Source organism: Corallococcus sp. 4LFB (genome assembly GCF_046520365.1).
Classification (GTDB): Bacteria; Myxococcota; Myxococcia; order Myxococcales; family Myxococcaceae; genus Corallococcus; species Corallococcus caeni.
In genome coordinates, this window is sequence record NZ_JBKGHJ010000988.1 from 1 (window position 1) to 1,392 (window position 1,392).

Below are 1,392 nucleotides of genomic sequence, written 5' to 3' on the forward strand. Positions count from 1 at the left end.
CCACCGCGCCCTGCTTCGCCGCCGCCGCCGGGCCCCGCCCGCGCAGCCCCGCGAAGCGGCCGTAGTCCGCCGCCTCCGCCATGGTGTGGTTGAAGAACACGATGCGGCCCTTCACCCTGGCCCCCAGCGCCGCCAGCTCCTCCAGCGAGTTCACCTCCACCACCTCCGCCGTGATGCCCTCCGGCGGCGTGGGCGCGCTGCCGCCCAGGGCCAAGAGCGCCAGCGGCAGGCCGCGCGTGCGCCCGGAGGGGAGGATTTCGCCGTGCTCCTCGCCGCGCACCCAGCGCGGCACCTTCACCGGCTCCTTCCACGCCCTCACCCCGTCCGCCTGGAAGGAGCGCAGGGCCCACTGCACCGCGGCCTCCGCGGACTCGGAGCCGGACAGGCGCGGCCCCACGCCGTCCGTCAGCTCCGCCAGCCGCGCGTACGCATGGCCTTCCGCGAGCGCGGACCCCACCAGCCGCCCCGCGGTGGTCTGCTGCGCGGCGCTCAGCTTCGACACGGCCGGGGGCGCCGCCTTCACCGACGACGTGGCCGGCGACTTCGGCGCGGGGTCCTGGGAGGGCGCGGTGGCGGTGTTCTGGGGCGCCGCCGAGGTGAGCAGGCGCAGGGCCAGCGAGACGGGCAGGACGAAGGTGGACGTGGACACTCGAATCCTCGAGGGGACCTGGAGAGTGAGCGGGGCGAGGTGGAAGTCCCAGGGGCCACCGCGCGCCGAGAGGGGGAACGCGGCGCGCGGGGCTCAACTGGGACGTCACGCACCGGTTCCGCGGTTGGGGAACGCGAGGCCCGGTACATACGCCATCTTCAAAGGAGAAGAGGACGTGCGTGCATTCTTTAAAGAAATTCTTCGCAGCGTCAAGGCGGGAAGTGAGCATTACGACCCGCGGGTGATGTGAGTGTTCACGAGTCTCCGCTACGCAGGACGTCCCATGGCACCCACCCCTCCCGGGCGACTCGAGCTGTCCTGCCAGAGCCTGGAGGACCTGGGGGCGTGGCTCGCGTCCCGTGATTTCGGCCGCTTGGAGGACGACGCGCTGCCCATGCTGCTGCTCGCGGTGGATGGGCGGGACTTCACGCGCGACTTCCGCGAGGAGTTCGCCGCCGAGGACGACTGGGCCCCCGCGCTGGAGCGCACGGCGCGCGCGGTGGGCCGCGCCTTCGACTTCCTCCGCGGGGACGCGGGCATCCCGCACCTGGAGCTCGTGCCGAGGCCGGACGTGCTGCCCCTGCTGTGCCGCTTCTTCCACCTGCATCCCCAGGCTCCGCCCGCGGTCCGCCTGCGGCTGTCGCACTGGCTGTGGCGCCAGGCGCTCTTCGACAGCGGCCGCGCGGCGCCCGACCCGGGAGCGCTCGCGCTCCTCACGCCGGACGCGGACGCCTCCGTGCGCG

Annotated in this window: 2 pseudogenes; one reads left to right on the forward strand and one right to left on the reverse strand. The window is 73.7% G+C overall.

Annotation, left to right across the window (positions count from 1 at the left end):
• Nucleotides 1-649: pseudogene (locus ACLEQD_RS43400) on the reverse strand (peptidase M28 family protein); the annotation flags it as partial.
• Nucleotides 650-932: 283 nt separating this feature from the next.
• On the opposite strand from ACLEQD_RS43400, the pseudogene ACLEQD_RS43405 reads away from it, so the two are divergent.
• Nucleotides 933-1,392, forward strand: a pseudogene (locus tag ACLEQD_RS43405) (DUF262 domain-containing protein); the annotation flags it as partial.